Here is a 16,533-nt window from a genome sequence, read left to right on the forward strand (position 1 = left end):
GGTCAATGCCCCAATGCGAAATAGTACGCCCCATTCGGCGTGGTGACGTTTGTGCCATCGTGATGACGCGCGGTCAGGCGGAAGTTGCTAACGGTCAGTTCCCGAACGCCTATGACCTGCGCGTTAACCCCGGCCCCGTCTCCGTTGAAGTCAGTAAGCACGACGCTGAAGGCGTTGTTGGGAAAGACAATAGGAAATGTAATATATGTGCCGTTCGCCGCATTGACGAAGCCCCATTGAAGTATAAGACCGCTGGGCAATACGTCATACCCCGCTACTGATAGAACACCATCACCATGCTTGTTGTCCCAGATGCGACGCCAAGCCGTCCAAGTCGGTGTGACATCGGTGCGCTGGCGAGAATAGGTATCGCCGTTGTCGGACAGGACGAGCTGCTGCGCGCGTCCTCCTGATGCCTCGGTGTGCCAGACAGAGCCCGTCTGACCGGCCACTGGGTTGCCGGTGGCAACGTCCGCAAACTGGAACAAACCGCTTTTGGCCAGCACGTCCAGATTGGTCACCGTGTCTGCCACACCACCCAAGCCACCAAGGCGGGCGAGAATGGTCGCTGCAAAATCCGGATCATCGTTCAGCGCTGCCGCCAATTCGGTCAGCGTATCCAGCGCGCCAGGAGCGCCATCCAGCAGTGCATTGATCGCGGCTGTGATATCGGAAGGTGTTGCAAAGCCAGCAGCCTGCAGCGCGTCCACGGCCTGTTTCAGATAAACAGTACGGTTGGCCAGTTGCTGCGCAGGAACGTTCGATATTCCCTGTCCCTGAGCCAAATTGGGGGGGCCACCCACAACCGGATCTCCTGTTTCGATCTGGTAAATGCCGGGTTCAAATGTCGGGGTTTCAGGCAGATTTGCCATCATGCAACTCCATGCGTGAATTGCCCGTCACAGGTGATCCGGGCGTTGTGGATGTTGAGTGCTTCTGTGAAATCCAGTGCCTTCAGGTGACTGCGTGCGGGCGCGACATTCGCAAGAATCGCGCGCACCTGGGCGGCTTGTTCGATCGTGATCGGCCGTGTCAGGATAACCCGGTATTCTGCCCAGTGATCCGGTTCCGAATAGGTAATTTCCCCGCCATACGAATATGCGCCGTTGTGGAACTCCCAGCCAAAGCGTTCCACAACCGTGGCGTCGCCATATCCAGCCGAAGCCAAAGCCCGTTTGACCGCCCCTATCGTGCCCTTGCGACGATGGATGTCGATCGAGGCCGCGATGGAGTTTCGCTTTGCCTCGTCAGACCAATTCGGATCCCAATCATCAACAGAAAACGCACTGGCCAACCATGGCAAAAGCGCATCCGGGCACGTTGCCGGGTCCCATAGGTCCTGAAACGAAACCGCGATCAATAACCTTGCATGAATTTCCGCCTCGATCGCGCGTTCCTGATCGTTGGCGTTGTGCGGCAGCAGACTGTTAGACATCTACACCACCAAATGTAACCGTGATCCCAGTGCAAAAAGTTGCATCGCCATCTCCCGCCACGATATCTGCGGCAGGGGAATTCAGCGTGACTTTCTGGACGCCAGGGCGATGCAGGGCCGCGTACAAACCGGAAAGAGTCACATCGCGACCAAGCCGATGTTGAGCATCCGCATATGCCTGGGCGGCGTCTTCGGCCGCTTGCAGCACAACAGCGCTGTCAGGTCCGGGGTAAACTGTCAGGATTGCGTCAATCGCATAGTTCAGGATTGATGCGCCCTGCACGGTCACCTGATCCGTAAGCGGACGCACATCATCCGAATTGAGAACGGTATTCACGACAGAAAGAAGGCCCGCGCTGGCCGTACCGTCTCCGGTTCTCGACAGGACGGTAACGAGAACATCCCCGGGCGACGGGCTTTGCACGCTCGCGTCGGCGACGTCACCATCGGCACTGAGGGCATGGAAGATATAAGCACCAACAGGACCAGCAACGCTGAACCCCTCGAACGCCAACAGCATTCGGCGCCGGAAGTCATCGTCGCTTTCAAGTTCCGCAGGCACGGGCGGCAAAGCTTCGGGATCACCGGGTGAAATCACCTGCCGGATGACACCATACCGCGCTGCGATGTGGTCGAGATTTGTACCGGTGGCATAGGCGGGCATAACGGCGCGCGCGCCATCATTCACGCGCTGTTGTGTCAGGGTGACAAAATACGCCGCAAGCTCCAACAGCTTGAACGCCGGGTCACTCTCGACCAACGCATCAAAAGCGATATCCCGTGCGCGCAGATCGGCCAGCATGTCGGCCAGCGTGGCCTCGAAATCCGTCGTCTGCACCACATCGGGCGCTGACAGTTGTGACAAGTCAATTGCAGAGAAACCACCTGTCATCAGCGCACCTCGATTCCACCTAACGAGATTGGCTGTCCGGTCGGTAGATACCGACCTTCCAAAGAAATGGTGACGGCACCCGGGAACGGCATTTCAATCGTCACGTTGTCGATTGCCAGGCGGGGTTCCCAAGTTTCCAACGCCTCAAATGTTGCTGTCATCATGTCCAGCCGGGTTGCGTCGTTCATTGGCGCGTCGACCAGTTGATACAGGCGACTGCCATAGGCTCGACGCATGACCCGCGTACCAATGGGCGTGGTGAGAATATCCCGAACGGATTGTCGCAAATGCGCCAACCCGGATAACCGCTTGCCCGTCGATGCGTCGATACCGTTCATGACTGCGACAATGGCGGGTCGACCCTTCGTCTAACCTCTGGCGGTTTTCCACTAGCCCGCGAAAACTGTCCCAGACCCGATGGCAACAAATGACCCACAATCAACCGGATCGCCGATCCGCCCCAGTGGTTTTCCGTTCACTACAACTGACCCTGACCCACCACCAAGCGTACCGCTATGTGTCTCAGGTATTGTCGGGCAAGTATGCGGGGCCCAAGCATCGCCAAGACGATGTGCGGGTATACCGTTAACGAACACATCCCCGCTGCCACCAGTGGACGGGCGCGGTGGCCAGCATCCGTGACCGGTGCAGATGTCTCCTTTTCGCGCAACACCCGGCATCAGTTCAGGTCGATCCGTGCACCGTTAACGGCCACACCAGCGCCATCAATGACTATCGTAGATCCGTTGCTGGCCAGCGTTATTGCGCTGCCCGTGATGGTGATAGTTGACCCGCCCACCTTGACCCGGTGCACCGCCTCACTCGATCCCGCGCCGGGGTTTCCGTTGCTGAATATAGAACCCAGAATGACACCCTGAGCGGTGTCGCCCGATTCCGAAAGCACAACCACCTGTTCCCCGATCGAGACAGGTGCCCAAACGGAGATTGCCGCCGCCCGTTCTGCCATCCATGGCAACCAGGCGCTTTCACTTTCACCGCCGAAACTGACTTTGGCCCGCGCCGCCCCTGCGTCCACTGCAGTTACAATGCCGAAGCGCACGATGCCTTCGCGCGCTTGTTCATTTCGCGCGGCTGCGTAGCTCACGAACCACTCCCTTCAATCTCGATGTACGAACCGTCATTTCCGGCGCCGACTTCCGGCGCGTACCCGATCATCACCTGATCTGGCACAACGCCCTCACCCGTCCAAACGCTCTGGCCCAAGTCGACTTGCTGATCCCATTCGACCGCCCAGACCTCGTGCTTGTCCATGTCCGGATCGAAGGCATCCGGCCCGATCACTGTTACCTGAGCGGGGTTGACGGGTTGACCCCAGCGGTTCTGATGAACCACCACGCCAAGCGCACCTGCGAGTTTGCGAACCTGACGGTGTACATTAGGAGTGCGAAAACTCATCACCACACGTGCGACCCATTTTGTCACTACAGACAATTGCTCAGTGCCCGGATCACTATCCGGATCGCCTTCCATGTCGACCAATTCCACAAGGATCGCTGGGGCGGTGACCTGCTTTCGTCCCGTGTCGTAATCCGTCACAGTCTCAAACGCGGGAAACGCAGCAGCGATCTTTGAAAGGATCGCATCGTGCAGTTCGTCAAGGTCCAGATTTTCAGCCACGTTTTCCTACCCCGTAAATCGTTCGGGCACGTATTTCGGCACGAAAGTTGTGAAAGAAAACATCCTCGATTTCGTCAAAAACCTGGTCTTCGATGAACGTCTGCGCTTGGTCCAAGATCTGAATGGTCTCTTCCTTGACAGGCCAACGTTTCTTGGACACGCGGCGCATCACGGTTGGTCGACCCTTTCGGTTTTTAGCGACAAACGCGCCTTCGAAATCCCGCCCACCGAATGAAGCCCCAGAAGCCGTTTTTCTCGCGCGACCCTTGAACGCCGAAACGCGAATGTCATTCAATCCAAACCACATGCTGACGTTGCCAAGGCCATTGCCACGCTTAAAACGGAACCCATGTAGACGACGGCGCAGTTCTGCGGCAGAGCGAAGTTCAAGTTCGGTCCGCAAGCCTTTGCGTGCGCGTGCTTTCATCGTCTGAGCGGTACGCCGCAATGCGCGTGAATACGCAAAGGCCAGTTCTTTCTCGCTGGCCCCGAATTCATCGGCAATGCGTTTCAACTCGCCTTGATCAAAGTCGAATGCCAGCATCGCTTTACTCTTCCGCCAATCGCAGAACGGCGAAGCCTGTCCCGTCGGGTTGCGGATTGGTTACGAGATAATAGGGCCGACCATCGATGATCACTTGATCCTTTACCCGCAAATCCAAAACGTCCGATTCCTTACACGTCAATCGCGGATCGCTGGTGTCAGCCTCATATTCCCCAAGCTGCACATTCAGGTAAGCATCATCGAAAATTACTCTGATGGAACGAGAAACGCCCCCCTGCGGCGTGACGGTCACCGTGATGGCGAAATCGTCTAGTCGCAGAAAGGCGTCAGCATCTTCCCAGCCTGGCGCGGGCATTAGCTTCCGCCGCCGGTCGCCTTCTTGGCCGCGCTCGGTTCGATCTTGCCGCGTGCTTCCAGTGACTTAGCTTCGCGCTCTGTCAGTGTCACGGTAGATTTCGGCAAGCGTACTTTTCCGTCCCAGACGAAAGCGCTGGTGACCTTGTAGCTGGCGGTTTTTGCCTCGGTGGTTTTCGACATATCAGGCCCTCTGTGTTGCCGTGTGTGACTGGCGGGCCATCAGCCCGCCACATGGTTCATTGCGCCGATCAGCTAGCGTCCGAGCCGTAGCAGAAGCTGGCAGCGTGCCGCAGGACGAAATCAACATCCTGCATGTTGACTATGCGCAACCGCCCTTTGGTGCTGTGGCTGTAAGGGTCGACGTTAATGTCGAGACCGCCCCACATGCCGATGATCAGGTCAGCAAAGTTGCCGAAAAACAGGTCACCGTTGGCGATCTGGTTGGTAACCTCTGGGGTGTACCCGTTGACGGTATTTCCGTTTTCCCAGATCGGCTGTCCGCTGGTCCCCTCAAATTTCTCAGTCGACTTAAAGTGACCGCGCATCCGGGCATTGAACACATAGGCCATCGAGTTGACATCCGCGTTGTCAGCGGAAATCTCGGTTTCCATCTCGATAACTTCGGCCCAGGTCGGCAATGCCGTGCCGCCACCAGATGCAGCACCATCGAAGTCGACCGCGTTCACGCCGTTGAAGTTTTTGATACCGCGCGGCTCGTTACCGACACCAGACCCATAGAACCCGGCCTTGTCGATGGTCAATGCAAGAGCCAATGCCAGGTCACGACGCACCAAGGCTTCAACGTCAATGCTTGACTGTTTTAGCGTGCGGCGTGTGATCTCGGAATAGGCAGCGACAGTCTTGGGGCTCAACTGACGCTGACCGAGACCCAAAATATCCTCGGGCGCATCGTCGTCTTCACCAATCCAGTACCCAGATGCACCGGATTCCTGCGTCGGAATATCCGGGTTACCGGTCAGACCACCCAACGGAGTTGCCAGTCGCATCAATACTGAACGGTTGCGCAGCAATTCAATGAACGACTGCGACAACAGCGGCGACCCCACGGAGAACCCACCGGTATCACCTGCCGCCGAACCACTGGTGTCAGTGTTCAAAGCACGAGTCAGAACATCGACTGGGACCATGATACCCTGTGCATCGCGACCCATTTTTTGGGCCGCAGCGTCAGAGGCCTCGAATTCAAAGGCAGCGGCTTCTTGCGCGCGACGGTTCGTTGGCTCTGCGAGCGCGCGAATGGCGCGCAGGAACGAAAACTGCCCGACCTCTTGGTCAGTCATACCGACGTTGCTGTCATCGGAGACGTGGCGCTGATTGCTGCGCTTGTGCAGATGATCGACCAGATCGCCGCGCATATCCTCGACGCCCTTGCCTTCCTTGATCATACGCTGAGCCAAATCCCCCGCATCATAGGCTTCGCCAAGTTCAGTCAGCTCACGAACACGGGTTTGTTCTTGCTCACGGCCACGGGTGAGCATCGCCGCCTCGGCGGCACCAGCGCGTTCCAGCGTCTCGATAATCTCTACGATTGCGCCGTTTTCGTCTACTTTGGCCCGTACCAAGTTGCCCTCAGCGTCGCGGGTAACAATAGTTTTCATCGGTTGGTTCCTCTGTTGAGTATCCGCGGGCCGCAACTCATCCGTGCCCGTATCATCCCCCGCATCATCGGCGACACGTTTGCCGGTGGCCTCTGGCGGTTTTTCCATTTCGCGACCCACGCCGACGTTCTGGTCAGCAGGCACTGCGACAATTGAGATTTCGAACGGTTCCCATTCGGTCACCGTCACTTTGTTCGGCTCGCCCTTTCGCACCTCTTCTTCGATTTTGGTTACGGTGTAGCCAACTGAGACATGCTGACGGATGCCGTCCGCCACATCCTGAAAAATCTCGCTGGCCCGAATACTGCTACCGAACCGAACGACGGCCCGACCGACCCCGTCGGTATCTACGCGCGCGCTTTCGACAACGCCCACCTGATCACGCCAATTGTGATCCATCAGGACCGGCCCGCCATTGTTCAGCCGGTCCAGAATGACCGCGCCTGGCGCGTGCGACAGCACCTCTTCACCGAACCAACGGGAAACCGGCGTGGTGCTGGAAAACGCTAGTTCGACGGTTCGATTTTCTGCATCAACCTCGCGCACCTCAACCGTGCGCAACAGGCCACGGCTCTCGCCCTGCTCGCCCGCGTTGATCTGTTCCGGCGTAATTGCTCGGGTCAGGGACTGACCGACGAGGTCACTTGCTCGCGTCGCCGTTTCCTTCGTCGCTTCCTTCACCGGTGGCTTCGGCGTCGGGTTTGGCTTGCTGGCCATTGCCCTGCCCTCCTTTTGATTTGCCGACGATCAACGCGGCTATGATTTCTTCGGGGATACCTTCGGCGCGCATGGCGTCGATATCGGCTTTGATTTCGGCATATACGTCGCGCGGATCACGGCCCCGTTCGCGGATCACCTGCCCACGCGACTTGATAAGATTGTCGATAGCCTCGATGTCGGCTTTCACGTCTTTTGCCGGGTCAATCCATTCCCAGCGCCGTGCCTGGAATTCCACCGCCATGAACTTCGCCCGTTTGCCCGCAGGTAACGGCGATCCATTGTCAAGCGTGATCCGCTGAGTCAAAAGAGAATGCGCAAGCCAGCGTTCGTAGACGGGAAGCGCAAAACTCTCGATCAGGCTTTCTTGCAGTTCCTGCCAGTGGTCCCGTTCGGCCAGCATCCCATGCCGGATACTGGAAAAATTGACGCCTTCCAGATCGTTCGACAGATCGTTGTAGGCCACACCCAGACCGCTGGCGATACCGCGCAGCATGTGCTTGGAAAAAACCGCCAGTTCGCCGTTCGGGTATTGCGGATCATGCCCTTTGAATTTGGCGCCCCGCGGTAGATCCTGAATAAGCCCGGGTTCGCTCTCGATTTCGATCCCTTCGAATTCTTCTTCGTCATCAAGTTCGGGCCCATAGCCCTCTTCCCATTCGATGAACCCAAGCTTGTTGGCCCCTTCGCGGGCATTGATCTGGGCAGACTTTTCAAACTCTGCCAGTTGGCGCATGCGCCACAACGCGGTGGCCATCCATGGCAGCCCGCGCTTTTGCCCGATAATATCCTCTTCGAACCAATGAACAATTTCGTCGGCAGGCACGCGCACAAAGTCGCGACCGCCATAATGATAGTCGGCTTCGTTCTGGCTCAGCGTCGTGAAGTAGTACGCAACCGGTCGACCAAGCCGGGTGTATTCAATACCCGCTCGTATGAACCCGCCGCCTGGCCGCTTTTCTTCGTCCAGATCCACCGGCAGGCGCATCGGGTCCAGCACCTGCAACGAGAATCCCCACGGGCCAGCTTCGCGCCCATAGACAAAACGCACCAGAAACTCGCCGTCAGTGACACAGCCGTTGACCAGCGATTTCTGTATCTGGCGAAATGAACGCCGACCCGCGACGTCGCAATTTTCAGCCTTGCACCATTTTTTCCATGCCCGCTCTAGCGCCCGGTTTGCGCCCTGATCCATTTGACCACTTCGCTCGTCAACGGTGCGCGCCTGCAGCATCAAACCCCGCTGCCCTACGATGTTGCGGCGGGCGCTGTTTTTGAATGCCTTGGCATAGGGATTGTTTGACGCCTGCTCGCGTGACCGGGCAACCAGCGTCCGCCAATTGCGCCGAACAATCTGATCGGCAGGCAATGGCGAGTTTGTCCAACCGCTGGTCAGCCGGTCGCTTTTCCCTGCGTCAAACGAACGGCGTTGGCGGGACACCACCGGAGGCGTTTTCCGGCGCGGGGCCTCGTCAACCGGTGCAGAACGAAAAAACGGCCATTTCATGGAAAGCGCACCTTGTATGTTCGGCCCAAACCACGGCCCTGTTTCGCGCGTCTCTGCGCGTCCAGCTCGGCGCGATACTTTGCCCGGAGTTTCAGCAGATCACCCAAAGGCGTGCGCGACAGGGACCGGTTATTGATCTGGTAGCTTTGCTGATCGATAGTCGCGCGGTTCTCGATCACGGCTTCGATCGCATCCAGAACACGGCGCACGTGATCACGTCCATCGTACCCAGCAGACTGAGCTGACAGATCGGGCGCGACGACCACTTCACCCCGTTCGACCGGAACAACATCCGTGCCGTCGGTCGCGCGCAACTCATAGCGGTAACGACCCGGTGCCCAATTGGCTGTATCAGCAGCGGCAACTTCGAAGACGTGGCCCGCGCCATCATCCACGCTGTCCAGATCGATTTGACCCGGCCCGCGCAGGATCAGTTTCAAATCCCATTCCGGCGCAAGGTAAACGGGCAGCTCTATAGCCGCCCGAAAAGTTACACCTGCCCCGATTTCACCCGGTAAAAAACTCACGCCGCAGCCCTATTCAGTGCGCGCGCCGTCGCCTTGATTTCGCCTTCGGCTTCCAGACACGCTTTTTTGTAGCATCGGGCCGTGCGGCTTTTGGTTCCTCTGGCGGTTTTCCGACAGCGTTGTCGGCTGGGGCTTCCTCATCTGGTGTGGGCACGTCCTGTTCAAGCGGTTCATAGGCGCGCACAAGGCGGGCGATATTGGGATTTAGAATTCGCAGGGCCGCATATGCGTAGACACGGCAGTCGAACGCTTCGTTTCGCGGCCTTACATTGTGCCACTCTCGAACCGCAAAACCTTTGACCTTGCGAGTCCGCAGTGCCTCTGCGGTGAACATATCAAACCAGCTCGGGTCTCGGTCCAGCGGGAAATGGCAATACCCCGGCCCGGGTTCTGGAATGCGGGCCCGCTGCGCGACGACAACCTTGGCCTCATCCACTCCGACTGGGAACAACTGTACAGGACGTTCGCCACGCTGCCTGATCTTGGTTGGGGCTGTGACGATCGGACGACCCCAGCCGCCAACACCCTTGATCGCCCAGACCTTGCGGCTTAGGCGCTTTCGCGCGTAGTCATAGGCCGCTTGCGTGTAACCCGCCTGCCCCCCGGTATCGAGGCACGCCGCACTGACCCGCAATTCTGCACCACTTTCATGCGCAATCGGTTCGGCCAGCAACTCGTCTAATTCGGCCCAGACCTCTGGCCGCAGCGGATCACCCCAAAGGACGTGATAACCCAGCGACCACGATTCCTCGCCCAGCCCCCAACCAACCCGTTCGACCTCAAGCCGATCAGTCTGCATATCGACACCGGCAGTGACAACAGCAACACCCATCGGGGCCTTGTCTTTGGGAAATTCCTCAGCCCGGGCCATAAGTGTCGCCGCCTCAAGTCGGTCGCCTTCCTCTTCCCATGTCTCAGCCAGCGACACGTTAACGAATGTTTGCAGATCGCCGGCCGCTTTCTTGTCGAGGAATGATTGAACGATATCCTGCAGCCGACGAAAACAGCTATAGAGCTCGGACAGATGATAAGACGCATGCCCCCGGAAAGGCTTACTGGCGATCCATCCCCCGCCCTGCCGCTCGGCATTGCGAATAGCTGCACACCGTTCGCCGTCATTCCAAACGGTCCCACAATCGTCGGCCTCGCAGACATAGCCCGCCGTCTCAGGCAGGTGCATGCCGTTCTCGTCTTTGCTCCAAGTGACCTGTGACCATTTTAGTTTCTGGACATGACCACAGTGCGGGCAGACCACGTTGAAATAACGTTGATCCCCTTCATCGAATGCACTCTCGATCCAGCTCGCGCCCTTGATCGTCGGGGTGCTGATTTCCAACAATAGTCGCTGATCGCCGAACGTTGCGGCCCGCTGCCAGAGCAACCCAACGGGGTGACCTTCGTGGGTCCGATCGTATCCGTCCGTCTCATCGCAGACGATAAACGGGGCCGACCGCCCACGCATCGTCTTCGGCGATCCGGACCAGCTGAACATCAGGAAGCCACCGGGATAGGATTTCATGCGCTGGTTGTTGACACCCTCGCGCCCACGCGGCTTGGCAATCAAGTCCTGAAGGTCTTCGTTCGCATCGACCAAGGGATTGAACTTTGTTTCAAGCCACGTGGTCAGGTCACCTTGGCTCGGTTGCATCATGATTTGACTGACTGGGTTAAATCCTATCCGGTACGCCTGCGCGCAAAGCGCGGTCTGCGTCTTCCCGACCTGGGCGCCCCACATCAAAGTGATGCGGTTGCACCGTGGGTCGGCGGTCATGTCGATGACTTCGCGTTGATACGGCGCGTTGTCGAACCGCATTGGTCCAGGCACAGCGTTGCCGATCGGGATTTGTATATTTGCCTCGGCCCAATCGGACGGCTTTAATTCAGGCGGTGGCCTTAGAAACGATCGGGCCGACCTGGTTGCGCGAACGACCGCACGGGCATTTGAAAAATCGGCGCGCGCGTTCACGGGTCACCGTCTTCCTCTTCGTCGTCGCCCATTTCCAAATCGTCTTCATGGACAAGTTCACTATCGGCCAGAACCTCAAGTGCATGATCGATTTCTTCCAGCAGCACGGCCTTGAAATTGGTTTCGTCGGTCTCGCCAATGAGCCGCCGCGCAGCCCGACCGGGTACAACATTCCGCATCCCGGCGCGTACCTCGCCAAACGCCTTAGCCAAGGCCCGGGTGAACTGATCGACTGGCACCAGCTCGTCTTTCGCCCGGGCAAGATCCAGCTCGGCTTGCTCGGTCTGTGCAGCAAGCATCCGTTTCTTCAACTCTTCTGTTGAGGCATTCTCGGTGCCGCTCATCTGGGCCCGGATATCATCGTCTCGCCAAGAACGAACTTCGGCGCTGTTGAATTTCCAAGCCCGACCACGCCCGCCGCGCTGAACCACCGGACAACCGCGCCGAACCCAATCGTCCAAAGTCGGCATCGAGACCCCGAAAAAGTCTGCCATCTCGGTTCTGTTCAGAACCTGACCGCGCCCCTTGCTACCGCTCATCCGCACACCTGCACAGCAATATAATAATAAACCTCAATTCGCGCGCCCACGCACAAATAAATTTCTGCGCATCGGCCTACCCTCACGCCCCACCCCTCCGGGAAGGACCCGCGCGAACGCTTTGACCATGTGACTTGATCTGGGCAGTTCCCAGAACACGAAGCACAGAGCGGCAAGCGCCCACACCACGCCCCACGGTGCGCCCTGTTGAACAACCACCTGTTGCACAGTCTCTGCCCTTACGCCTGTCTCGCCTGCGCTCTGTTCGATCGTGCGCGCCTGTGGTCGAACGATCCGCTGATCTGATAGGTTCGTCTGCCCGACCGACTGCAAATTTGTCCGACCGGCCTGCACATTTGCCGCCACGTTGGGGCCACCACCCGTCAAAAGGCTGAGTGGGCTGTTGCAGCCCGTCAGCAGCAGAAGGAATATGACGGCCACCACCTTCGTCATCGCATTGCCAAGGGCTTTTTGGTCATGGTCCGTAGAACCGCGTTGCCCACAATGACAACCAGCGTCAGGAACGGACGAACAGCGTCAGCGTATTCGGCCGGCACGCCCACGGCGACGAACTGATCCAGCAACGGCAACACTTCGTTGGCGATTGTCACCAAGGCCATAAAGACATTGAACCACACGGTTTTGGACCGCCACCACGGCTTACCCATTGGTCATTTCCTTCAACTTTTCACGATATGCAGCGGCCCGTCGCGCGTGCTGGGTCGCGTTCAGCGCAAGGATCAGCGTGCAGACAGTCAGAACACCGATCACGGACCAAAGCGCCCATTCAGGCAGATCGACCAGCAGTGAGCCGCCACCGCCAACCGTCGTGCCACGGGCACCTGTCGCCTGCCGTGCGCGCGAAACCTGGGCTTTGTTGGCCTCTTCCATCACACGCTTGGGCGATTGGGTGGCCATGGCGACGGCCTCAGCCTCGGTGTCCGCCACACGCCGCGCCCAACCGCGGCCAAAACTTGACCATGTGCGAAGCTTGCGCAGGAAACCCATCCGCGCCGCGCTGGCCTTCTGAATGATGGCAACCGGGTCAGGCGCATCGATCGCCGCGCCCAACGTCTTTACCCCGACAGCCCCATCGGCTGCGACCCCAAGAGCCGACTGCAACCACTTGGCACCGCGCGTCGGACCTGAATTCACAGCCGGATCGAAAGCAATCAGGTCGAGGCCTTGGGGCAACTCATCCCCTTTGACCGCGTTCCAATATCGATGTCGATAAATGCGGCCCGCCTCTTTCTTCGTTAGGGCTTTCACATCAGACTTGCTGACCGGTTTGCCCCGGAAGGCTGCAAGCGTCTTGTGTGTTATCCCGTGATTGGTTGCACCGCCAGGGTCTTTCGGATGATCGACGTAACCGCCTTCCCATTTCAGCACGTGCGCAAGGCACGCGTCATAGTTCTTTCTGCTCATGAAACCCCACCTTTTCTGGTGGGTTGGTCCGCCCGACCGTTTACCAACGCGTCCACTTCACGCCGCCTTAGACGAACCATCGCGGCCTTGTGCCAGACGTTGACGATAAACCCGGCACACGCCAGGACAAATCCCCCCAGAGCGAGCCATTGCGTCAGGGTAAGCCCGCCGATCAAAGCTGTAGCGGCCCCGCTCAGGGTCGAGATATTGGCAACGCCATGTATCTTGTCGTCGGTCATGTGGTGAAGGCCTTTCCTGCGCACCGGTTGGGTCATGGCCCAAGGGTTGCGCGAAAGGCGGGCCGTATGCCTCTGGCGGTTTTACCCGTCCAGCCGTTCGGCCCAATATTCGGCCTCGGTCAAAAGGCTTTTCGCGGTCTTTTGATCAACGGCCAATTCGCGCGCGATATCAGGGATGGACGCGCCCTTGCTGGCCATCGAGGCTGCGTGATCCGAGTGATAGGCGCGACGCAGCGCAAAACAGCTTGGCAACTCCATGATGCAGTTGGCATGGCTGCGGCTCAGAAGGTCAGCAGCTTCGCGACCGATCATCGAGACTATCCTGTGATCATCTGGAATGTCGCTGGGCACATATAGCTGACGACGCCACCGACGGCTGCCCGTTGCGCGCGTACCTTCTACCAACCGAACCGCATTGCCGCGCCCGATCACGTCGGCAATCTCGGCCACCGTTTCAGGCAGCGGAACACCACGCCCTCGGCCTTCGGCAAAATCAGCCAGCGGAAAGCTGGCAACCATTGGTAAACTTAGTTGTGCAGGTGCGCTCATCACATACCCCCGCGTTCACTGCTCATTTCCTTCAACGAATGGCCCGCATTATCCCCTGCGGAGCTTTTCCGTTCCTCTGGCGGTTTGCCCGCCATCGTTTCCCCTTGGGGCGTAGTCGCCCGGTCGTTCCAGATCCTTGCGGCAGGGTGCTATCCACTCGAAAGCTGTTGAACGGTCAAATCCTTGGGCCGCTTGCGAGCCAAAGTCCCAAACCAACCAACAATAGCTGGTCGCTGTGCTGGGTTTGCGCATGACCCACTTGTTTTTCTTTTTGTCCCAAACGGGAACAGGAATGTTTGGGTCTGGCGGAGCGCCCTTGTGCATGACAACGCGTTCAGAAAACTGCAGCACATGGGTCGGTGGGTCCGATCGAAATATCGCTCCATATCGCCCAGCGCCCTCAAGAAAGGATGTTCGAACCAAGGCACACACACCATGCGAAGAAGTTGCCGCCGCGCGTGCCAAGAACTGCTGTGCAAGCCGAAATGGCGGGTTCATTATTGTGAAATTTCTAGGGTCCGGATCATCGCCAAAAAGGTAGTCATCGACTAAAAAGCCCTCGCCATAGTCATGAACGTCTGATGCTGTGACCCACTCAAAATATTCCTTTAACGGTTGCACCATGTACCCTCGGTTTGCGCAGGGCTCACGAACTGTAAACAGGGCAAGATTGTAGCGCTTAGACAACCACTCACACAGGGCGCGCGTGGCCCAAGGTGGCGTAGCGAAATCATCCAGAGCGTCCCTGGCTTCTTGCCGTTGCTGCATCACGGCTGACGATGTGTTTTGCCCCTTCATGTCACCAACACCTCTATGCCCTGCGCGGCTAAGATTGCCTTTTTCAGATTGAACACGTCGGTGGCATGCCCCTTGCGGTCTTCGATGACCTGCACGCCCAGCGCGTGATCGACGTACACGAAATCAGCGGTCCAAGTGCGTTGCCGCTTTCCGGTGTCGGTCATGATCGGGCCATCGCGCCCCTCAAGGCCGATTTTGACCTGTCGTCGCAGACCCGAGATTTTCCCGGCCCGCTGTAGCAGCTCCAATTCACACCACCGGTCAGCTTCGGCCTTGCTGTCGAAAGTGATGCCGTCAATCGTCGTGCGCTGGGCGTTGCGCACCCGGCGTTTGTCCTCTTTCGGGGTATCTGCACCTTGCAAGGCGCGAAGCTGTTGGGCGGTCATACGTTCCATCAGGTCATGCCCAACGCTTCTTTGTACATTTCGATGACCGCTTCTTGTTCAGCAACGTCGTCTTTGTCCCGCTTGCGCAGGGCGATGATGCTGCGCAGCGCTTTCACGTCGTAGCCACGTGATTTACTCTCGGCCAACACCTCTTTGATTTGCTCGGTAATATCCTTTTTCTCGGCCTCTAAGCGCTCGATCCGTTCTACGAACCGGCGCAGTTCTGCTGCGGTCACGCGATAGGCGGCGTCTGTCACGGCCTTATCGGCTTCGGTCTCTTTCATCGGGGTTTTGCCCTTGAAGTCGATTGGCCCGGTTCTCACGTGAGCGAAATCGCTGAACTGGAAATGACCTGGGTCCGCCTTCTGGATCGGACCAACGATTTCCTTGATCAACGCGGTTCGGTCTTTCGCCTTGCGGATTTCATCCCACTTTAGGACCAGCGCGGCCCAATAGGCGTTGACCCCCGCCATCCGGTGCAACTCGGGGATCAGTTCCGGAACCATTTCGAGTAACCGTTCGCAGCGCCCAAAATCGTCACCGTCAAGCGGATAGTCACCGTTCTGCTTACCATGGCCTGCCAAATGTGCGGCGATGGACTTGGCAGAAGCGCCTTGGGCGCCCGAGTTAACCCATGCACTTACATCCAGCATCACGCGGCCTCCATGATGGTAAACAGACCGTACTTGGCTGATGTCTTGTTGAACTTCTCGGCGATGGCTCGGTTCACGTCGATGCCCAGCGCGTCGGCGATGCTAAGAATGCAGCCCATGGACCGCTTGAAGGAATCCCGCAGGTCCGACTGGGCAAACAATGCGGCTTCGCTGTTTTCGGGTACGTGGGTCAGCAACAAGGCGGCTTCCGATATTGATCCCACCGCCACATCAAGCGTCAGAGCCATGCGGATCGGGTTTGTCTCGCAGCCTGCCTTTTCAAACTTACCAACGGGCATTTCGACGCCTGTGTCGATCGACAGAAGATCCATTGAGATAACCGCGTCGCCGATTTCATCGGCTACATCAGCAATGGCCGCGACCGATCCGTTGACCCCGCGCTGGGCACGTATCAGCTTTTTGACCGCGCCTGCGACCTCGCCCACCTCATTAGCGAGCTCAAGCGCGCGAAACTCGGTATCCAGTGTTTCGTTACCCGACCATTCTGTCTGGCGCTGGATATTCGCCGCGCGCAGAGATTCGAAATCTATTTTCATGAACGAACCTCCTGTTGAGATTTGAGTTGTTTGCCGGCGAATTTCAGGGCGTTGGCGATGTCGCGCGCCACGGGGTTGGTTGCGGCCAAACCAACCTGGACCTGATAGGCCCCCCAGATTTCATCGAGACTGTGCAGACGCATCTTGCGCGGCACCGTGTTGACCGGCCCCTTGCCTGGCGCGATGACGACACAATCACCGGCAGCAAGATCGACCGTCACGGT

Annotated in this window: 25 protein-coding genes; all 25 read right to left on the bottom strand. The window is 58.1% G+C overall.

Annotation, left to right across the window (positions count from 1 at the left end; all coding sequences use genetic code 11):
• Positions 1-2: 2 nt before the first annotated feature.
• The 25 genes from AC2FIT_RS07825 to AC2FIT_RS07945 all read right to left on the bottom strand — a co-directional run bounded on the left by AC2FIT_RS07825 (position 3) and on the right by AC2FIT_RS07945 (position 16,530).
• Positions 3-872, bottom strand: a complete 870-nt coding sequence (locus AC2FIT_RS07825; protein WP_496828253.1) for a gp53-like domain-containing protein — start codon at positions 870-872, stop codon at positions 3-5.
• Complete coding sequence (locus AC2FIT_RS07830) at positions 872-1,435, bottom strand: phage tail protein I (protein ID WP_496828255.1); 564 nt, start codon at positions 1,433-1,435, stop codon at positions 872-874. The genes AC2FIT_RS07825 and AC2FIT_RS07830 overlap by 1 nt, the downstream gene beginning before the upstream one ends.
• Positions 1,428-2,327: a baseplate assembly protein gene (locus tag AC2FIT_RS07835; protein WP_496828257.1), complete on the bottom strand. Its 900-nt coding sequence runs from the start codon at positions 2,325-2,327 to the stop codon at positions 1,428-1,430. The genes AC2FIT_RS07830 and AC2FIT_RS07835 overlap by 8 nt, the downstream gene beginning before the upstream one ends.
• The gene (locus tag AC2FIT_RS07840) at positions 2,327-2,665 is read right to left on the bottom strand and encodes a GPW/gp25 family protein (RefSeq protein WP_496828259.1); all 339 of its coding nucleotides are present in this window, start codon (positions 2,663-2,665) and stop codon (positions 2,327-2,329) included. The genes AC2FIT_RS07835 and AC2FIT_RS07840 overlap by 1 nt, the downstream gene beginning before the upstream one ends.
• Before the next feature lie 51 nt (positions 2,666-2,716).
• Positions 2,717-3,007 carry a PAAR domain-containing protein gene (locus tag AC2FIT_RS07845; RefSeq protein WP_496828261.1) on the bottom strand — a complete coding sequence of 97 codons (291 nt, stop codon included), beginning with the start codon at positions 3,005-3,007 and terminating at the stop codon, positions 2,717-2,719.
• A complete protein-coding gene (locus tag AC2FIT_RS07850) occupies positions 3,007-3,432 on the bottom strand; it encodes a phage baseplate assembly protein V (RefSeq protein WP_496828263.1) in 426 nt (141 codons plus the stop codon). The genes AC2FIT_RS07845 and AC2FIT_RS07850 overlap by 1 nt, the downstream gene beginning before the upstream one ends.
• Positions 3,429-3,965 carry a hypothetical protein gene (locus tag AC2FIT_RS07855; protein WP_496828265.1) on the bottom strand — a complete coding sequence of 179 codons (537 nt, stop codon included), beginning with the start codon at positions 3,963-3,965 and terminating at the stop codon, positions 3,429-3,431. Before AC2FIT_RS07855 ends, AC2FIT_RS07850 begins: the two co-directional genes overlap by 4 nt.
• Positions 3,958-4,509 (bottom strand): phage tail protein, encoded by a 552-nt coding sequence (locus AC2FIT_RS07860; protein ID WP_496828267.1) that lies wholly within the window; start codon positions 4,507-4,509, stop codon positions 3,958-3,960. Before AC2FIT_RS07860 ends, AC2FIT_RS07855 begins: the two co-directional genes overlap by 8 nt.
• A 4-nt stretch (positions 4,510-4,513) precedes the next feature.
• The gene (locus tag AC2FIT_RS07865; RefSeq protein WP_496828269.1) at positions 4,514-4,825 is read right to left on the bottom strand and encodes a head-tail joining protein; all 312 of its coding nucleotides are present in this window, start codon (positions 4,823-4,825) and stop codon (positions 4,514-4,516) included.
• Positions 4,825-5,007, bottom strand: a complete 183-nt coding sequence (locus AC2FIT_RS07870; RefSeq protein WP_496828271.1) for a hypothetical protein — start codon at positions 5,005-5,007, stop codon at positions 4,825-4,827. Before AC2FIT_RS07870 ends, AC2FIT_RS07865 begins: the two co-directional genes overlap by 1 nt.
• A 68-nt stretch (positions 5,008-5,075) precedes the next feature.
• On the bottom strand, positions 5,076-7,163 hold the full coding sequence (locus AC2FIT_RS07875; RefSeq protein ID WP_496828273.1) for a phage major capsid protein: 2,088 nt from the start codon (positions 7,161-7,163) through the stop codon (positions 5,076-5,078).
• Complete coding sequence (locus AC2FIT_RS07880; protein WP_496828275.1) at positions 7,087-8,670, bottom strand: phage portal protein; 1,584 nt, start codon at positions 8,668-8,670, stop codon at positions 7,087-7,089. The genes AC2FIT_RS07875 and AC2FIT_RS07880 overlap by 77 nt, the downstream gene beginning before the upstream one ends.
• The gene (locus AC2FIT_RS07885; protein WP_496828277.1) at positions 8,667-9,197 is read right to left on the bottom strand and encodes a hypothetical protein; all 531 of its coding nucleotides are present in this window, start codon (positions 9,195-9,197) and stop codon (positions 8,667-8,669) included. The genes AC2FIT_RS07880 and AC2FIT_RS07885 overlap by 4 nt, the downstream gene beginning before the upstream one ends.
• A gap of 13 nt (positions 9,198-9,210) precedes the next feature.
• Complete coding sequence (locus AC2FIT_RS07890) at positions 9,211-11,163, bottom strand: phage terminase large subunit family protein (RefSeq protein WP_496828279.1); 1,953 nt, start codon at positions 11,161-11,163, stop codon at positions 9,211-9,213.
• Positions 11,160-11,702 carry a DUF1441 family protein gene (locus tag AC2FIT_RS07895; protein ID WP_496828281.1) on the bottom strand — a complete coding sequence of 181 codons (543 nt, stop codon included), beginning with the start codon at positions 11,700-11,702 and terminating at the stop codon, positions 11,160-11,162. Before AC2FIT_RS07895 ends, AC2FIT_RS07890 begins: the two co-directional genes overlap by 4 nt.
• Before the next feature lie 33 nt (positions 11,703-11,735).
• Positions 11,736-12,155 carry a bacteriophage spanin2 family protein gene (locus AC2FIT_RS07900; RefSeq protein WP_496828283.1) on the bottom strand — a complete coding sequence of 140 codons (420 nt, stop codon included), beginning with the start codon at positions 12,153-12,155 and terminating at the stop codon, positions 11,736-11,738.
• Positions 12,152-12,370, bottom strand: coding sequence for a hypothetical protein (locus tag AC2FIT_RS07905; RefSeq protein WP_496828285.1), 219 nt, complete (start codon positions 12,368-12,370; stop codon positions 12,152-12,154). The genes AC2FIT_RS07900 and AC2FIT_RS07905 overlap by 4 nt, the downstream gene beginning before the upstream one ends.
• Positions 12,363-13,127 (bottom strand): glycoside hydrolase family 108 protein, encoded by a 765-nt coding sequence (locus AC2FIT_RS07910; RefSeq protein WP_496828287.1) that lies wholly within the window; start codon positions 13,125-13,127, stop codon positions 12,363-12,365. Before AC2FIT_RS07910 ends, AC2FIT_RS07905 begins: the two co-directional genes overlap by 8 nt.
• Positions 13,124-13,402 (bottom strand): HP1 family phage holin, encoded by a 279-nt coding sequence (locus AC2FIT_RS07915; RefSeq protein ID WP_496828289.1) that lies wholly within the window; start codon positions 13,400-13,402, stop codon positions 13,124-13,126. The genes AC2FIT_RS07910 and AC2FIT_RS07915 overlap by 4 nt, the downstream gene beginning before the upstream one ends.
• A gap of 45 nt (positions 13,403-13,447) precedes the next feature.
• A complete protein-coding gene (locus AC2FIT_RS07920) occupies positions 13,448-13,915 on the bottom strand; it encodes a hypothetical protein (protein ID WP_496828291.1) in 468 nt (155 codons plus the stop codon).
• Between the two features lie 48 nt (positions 13,916-13,963).
• Entirely contained in the window at positions 13,964-14,713 is a 750-nt protein-coding gene (locus AC2FIT_RS07925) for a hypothetical protein (RefSeq protein ID WP_496828293.1), read from the bottom strand.
• Entirely contained in the window at positions 14,710-15,108 is a 399-nt protein-coding gene (locus tag AC2FIT_RS07930) for a DUF1064 domain-containing protein (protein WP_496828295.1), read from the bottom strand. The genes AC2FIT_RS07925 and AC2FIT_RS07930 overlap by 4 nt, the downstream gene beginning before the upstream one ends.
• Complete coding sequence (locus tag AC2FIT_RS07935; RefSeq protein ID WP_496828377.1) at positions 15,108-15,383, bottom strand: DUF2312 domain-containing protein; 276 nt, start codon at positions 15,381-15,383, stop codon at positions 15,108-15,110. Before AC2FIT_RS07935 ends, AC2FIT_RS07930 begins: the two co-directional genes overlap by 1 nt.
• A gap of 368 nt (positions 15,384-15,751) precedes the next feature.
• Positions 15,752-16,309, bottom strand: a complete 558-nt coding sequence (locus tag AC2FIT_RS07940) for a MazG-like family protein (protein ID WP_496828297.1) — start codon at positions 16,307-16,309, stop codon at positions 15,752-15,754.
• Positions 16,306-16,530 (bottom strand): hypothetical protein, encoded by a 225-nt coding sequence (locus AC2FIT_RS07945; RefSeq protein ID WP_496828299.1) that lies wholly within the window; start codon positions 16,528-16,530, stop codon positions 16,306-16,308. The genes AC2FIT_RS07940 and AC2FIT_RS07945 overlap by 4 nt, the downstream gene beginning before the upstream one ends.
• Positions 16,531-16,533 lie beyond the last annotated feature (3 nt).

The sequence above is a fragment of the Ruegeria sp. YTSA135 genome (genome assembly GCF_059610165.1).